A 4,919-nucleotide genomic window follows, 5' to 3' on the forward strand; every position below is an offset into this window, starting at 1 on the left:
ACTGGACCTCTTTCAAACATTATTATTTCTGCATTTTCATCTAATCTTCTCGATCTTGCTGCTGATGATGCACCACCTGCTACTCCACCTACTACTAGTATTCTTTTGCTCATTTCACTCCTCCTATTTCTTTTAGTTTGTATTTTTTTTCACGTAACATCAATAAAACTATTTTAACATACCCTATACCGGTACGCAACTTTAATTTTTATAAAACTAGTTATACACCTTTATTTTTCTAGTTTTGTTCTAAAAAAAGACAACAAACCTAACATCCTAATTTTTTATAATGATTTTATTTTATTTTTATTATAGCTAAAAAAAAGTTTGTATAATTTTTAACAATATTTAGTGTTCATTTTTAATTTTAAAAAAATAATTCTAAAGTTATAATATATCTATTACTAAAATTTGATTTATGAGGTAACAAAATCAATGGGTATTTCTTATTTTAAGGTCCTATATATTATAAAAAATGAAACGAAAGAATAAAAATTTTAATCTAGCATAATAATGTTAAATACAAAAACTTAAACATAATTAGTTATAAATTAATTTAATTTATGTTATATTATCATTAGTATCATTACCTGTGTTATTTTTTACAACCTTGCATTGTTTCATTAAATGCAAATAGCCTATATCATTCTTCAGAGAACCTAACTATTGCATTTAATTTGACAATCTTAGGTATAAATCTTTTTTTGTAAAATACAGATAAATTATAATAATTATATATATATAATCGAGGTGATATTTTGATTTTAAATTGGAAAAATAAACATATTGAAAACATGGTTATTGTTTCTATTATAACTATATTTATGGGACAAATTTACATCAGTCCTGTTACCACATGGTTCAGGTTTTCCTTTGCAGTTATTGTTCTACCTATAGCTTTGCTGTTTTTTAAAGATATACCTGTATTACAATTGTGTACCCCTATTGGTCTATTAATGACGACTTTCAGAGCTTTTGTTGATTTTTTGAATGTTGATAATCTTTTTTATATGGAAGCTTTTTATAAATATTTTCCTGTGACTTTTTTCTATATATCTTACGGCTTTTTCTTTATTATTCTTGATGTAAGAGGCAAAAAAAATCATTTTTCCCTTCTTCTTTTAAGTCTTTGGATATGTGATTCCACTTCTAATATTCTGGAACTTTCCATAACTAATATATGGCCAAATTTACCATTTAAAATAGCAGTATTACAAGCTATTTTAATCGGGCTTGTCAGGGCTTTTGTGGTGTATTTTTTTTATATTTTAGTCCTCCACATAAAAAAAAGGTATGACAACGATAAAAAGGAAAAAGAATATAAAGATTCCCTTCTTTTTGTATCAAAATTGAAAACCGAAGTCTTTTTCCTAAAAAAATCTATCAAGGATATAGAATACACGATGGAGCAAAGTTATATTCTCTATGATCAACTTAAAAATAGTAGACTTAAAAAGTATGCCCTTGAGATATCCCTAAATATACACGAAATCAAAAAAGATTATTTTAGAGTAGTTTCCGGTATCGAGAATAGCCTTCAGCTAGAAGATAAACAAATCAAAATGACCTTTTTAGATGTCATGAAGATTATTGAAGATAGCACTAAAAAATCCATACAATCTACAAATAAAAATATCTATTTTAATTTTAAAACGAAAAAGAATATAGAATTAAAAAATTATGTATCGCTCATATCAATAATAAACAACCTGATAATAAACTCTATAGAAGCTATTGAAAAAAATGGTTTTATCACAGTAGAGAATACGGAAGAAAAGAAAAATTTATTGATAACAATTACTGACAATGGGACTGGAATTGAAAAAGAAGACCTCAAATTAATATTCCAACCTGGCTTTTCAACAAAATATGATGAGATCACAGGAAAAATGTCCACGGGGATAGGACTTTCCCATGTTAAAAACCTTGTAGAAGAGTACTATGAGGGAAAACTTGATTGTGTCAGCATCCAAAATGTTTATACCTGTTTTACAATAAAAATACCAATCATAAATTTGATATAGGGAGGTGCATTTAAATGAATTTTTATATAGTCGATGATGATCCTGCAATACAAAAAATATTGAAAATTATTATCTTAAAAAATGAACTTGGGATAATTCTAGGGGTGGCAGATGACGGTGAAAAAGCTATAAAGGAGATCACGTCTTTGAAACCTGATATTGTTTTAGTAGATCTTCTTCTTCCAAATATTGATGGTATCGGGATTGTAAATGATCTGAGAAATACAGACTTAGAGACAACATTTATAATGATATCAGAAGTTAAATCACCAGAGATGATTTCAAAAGCTTATAAGAGTGGGGTAGAATTTTTTATATCCAAGCCCATAAATGTTATGGAAGTTTTATCAGTAATAAAAAAAGTTCAAGAAAAAATTCAGATGTCTAATGTAATTGCGTCATTTGAAACTGCCTTCAAAAATATGAATAGTTTGAGGGTTGCTCCTGATAAATCAGAACTAGAAAAAAAAGACATAAAAAAAGATGTTAATCTGATTTTGTTAGAACTCGGAGTTTTAGGCGAGCTCGGGCATAGAGATATTTTGGAAGCTATTATATGGATAAAAGAACAATCTTATTCCTCAAATCAACAATATAAACTTTTTGATGTGTACAAGCATCTAAAATTATTCCACGAAAAAAATGAAGGAACAGAGATAAATATTAGCACAATAGAACAGAGAATTCGAAGAACAATAAATAAAATTCTTCAAAATATTGCAAACCTTGGTATTGAAGATTATGGTAATGATACCTTTATAAAATACTATAGCAGTATCTTTGATTTTAAAGAGGTTCGTAAACAAATGGACTATGAAAGAGAAAAATCTCCATATTGCGGAAAAATAAATATAAAAAAATTTTTTGAGGGAATTCTAATCTTGCTTAGTTTTTAATAAAATGTATGGAACTTATCTCAGTAAAAAATTTTATAGTTTATTGCATAGTAAAATTAAAAATTCTACATTATTGAGGAGCTAGTTATATAAAAAATCTACATAAACACATTTGAAATAGGGAGAGAATTCCCTATTTTTTTATTTAGTTAATTAAACCAAAGCATTTATATAGTCTTTTTTTCGTTAATCAAAATAGTCTCAAAAAATAAGAAAACAAAAATTTTTGTATTATTATGTATTGTTATGTCGGAATATGTCTGGCACGTTGTATCCTTTATAAGCAAATAACATGTAAGTTCAAAATTAGAACTTGTTATTGTTTTTTAGAACTATTATGGCTTTATCTGAACAACATAAACAAAGAAGTATTGGGGAGCTTCGAAAAAAACTTTAAAATTTATCTAATTTTAGAAAGAATTAAAAACTTACATACATTAATTGTTAAAAATATAAAATATAGGGAGGATTGATTTTTTGAAGAAAATGAAGTTAACAACAAAAATATTTATTGGTTTGTTTGGAGGTATTGTAGTAGGTCTTTTTTTACAAAATAATCCAGATATAGCAAACACATTTATTAAACCATTTGGAGTATTATTCCTAAATTTGATTAAAATGCTTATTGTACCATTGGTATTTTCCTCATTAATTGTAGGAGCAGCAAGTATAGGAGATATTAAAACTCTAGGAAGAATTGGTGGAAAAACATTAGCTTATTATTTATTTACAACTGCTTTTGCAGTAACTATAGGTATTATCCTAAGTAAAGTTATTAATCCAGGATTAGGATTAAGCATGCCGGTTAATATTAATACCATTGCTGCAAAGGATGCACCACCGATAATAGATATTTTATTAAACATTATTCCTAAGAATCCATTGAGAGGAATGGTTGAGGGGAATATGTTACAAATTATTACATTTGCTCTTTTCTTGGGAATTGGTACGACATCTTTACCCGAAGATAAAAGCAAGCCGTTTATTAGTTTTTTTGACAGTTTAGCAGAGATCATGTACAAGATAACAGGATTAATTATGGCATTAGCTCCTATAGGAGTATTTGGTTTGATTACACCAGTAGTTGCATCAAATGGTATGGCAGTTTTGTTACCATTACTTAAGGTGATTGGAGCTGTATATATAGGATGTTTAATACAAACTTTGTTTGTATACTGTGTAACAGTAAAAGTTTTTGCTAAATATAGTCCGATAAAATTTTTAAAAGGAATACTTCCTGCAGCAACTATGGCTTTTAGTACAACGAGTAGTTCAGGAACATTACCTGTAAGTATAAGGTGTATAGAAAATAATATAGGTGTATCAAATAAAATAGCAAGTTTTGTACTCCCTCTTGGAGCGACTATCAACATGGGCGGAACAGCTTTATACCAAGGAGTCTGTGCTATGTTTGTTGCGCAAATATATGGAGTAGATTTGACAATTTCTCAAATGACTACGATTGTTCTTACATCTACATTAGGAGCAATTGGTACAGCAGGTATACCTGGAGGAGGACTAATAATGCTTTCTGTTGTTTTAGCATCTGTTGGATTACCTCTTGAAGGAATAACGTTAATTGCTGGTATTGACAGAATATTAGATATGGCAAGAACTTCCATAAATGTTGTTGGTGATTTAGCTGCATCAACTGTTATAGCAGCAACTGAAAATGAATTAAAGGACGTAAAAACTATACAAGTAAATATGATACACTAATTTTATTAGTTTAGTATAATTAGTTTTAATTTAAAATAATTAAATATTAAAAGGAGAATAAAAAATGATTAAATTTAGAACTGAAGGCGATTCACTGGGAACAATGGAAGTACCTGCAAATGCATATTATGGGATTCAATCACTAAGAGCAAAAAATAACTTTGGAATCACAGGATATAAATTATCATCGACATTTATTAAATCAATGGCAATGGTTAAAAAAGCTACATCACTTATGAACTTAGAAGCTGGAGTAATAGAGAAAGATGTTGCAGAAGCT

At 28.0% G+C, this 4,919-nt stretch carries 3 protein-coding genes and 1 pseudogene; all 4 read left to right on the plus strand.

Annotated elements, in window-relative coordinates:
* Nucleotides 1-758 precede the first annotated feature (758 nt).
* Nucleotides 759-2,024, plus strand: a complete 1,266-nt coding sequence (locus tag WBG30_RS14955; protein ID WP_424505455.1) for an ATP-binding protein — start codon at nt 759-761, stop codon at nt 2,022-2,024.
* 14 nt (nt 2,025-2,038) lie between these two features.
* Nucleotides 2,039-2,920, plus strand: coding sequence for a response regulator (locus WBG30_RS14960; protein ID WP_424505456.1), 882 nt, complete (start codon nt 2,039-2,041; stop codon nt 2,918-2,920).
* A gap of 486 nt (nt 2,921-3,406) precedes the next feature.
* A complete protein-coding gene (locus tag WBG30_RS14965) occupies nt 3,407-4,639 on the plus strand; it encodes a dicarboxylate/amino acid:cation symporter (protein WP_424505457.1) in 1,233 nt (410 codons plus the stop codon).
* 64 nt (nt 4,640-4,703) lie between these two features.
* Nucleotides 4,704-4,919 (plus strand): annotated as a pseudogene (gene aspA, locus WBG30_RS14970) (aspartate ammonia-lyase); the annotation flags it as partial.

Source organism: Psychrilyobacter sp., assembly GCF_049671765.1.
In the GTDB taxonomy this organism is placed as follows: Bacteria; Fusobacteriota; Fusobacteriia; order Fusobacteriales; family Fusobacteriaceae; genus Psychrilyobacter.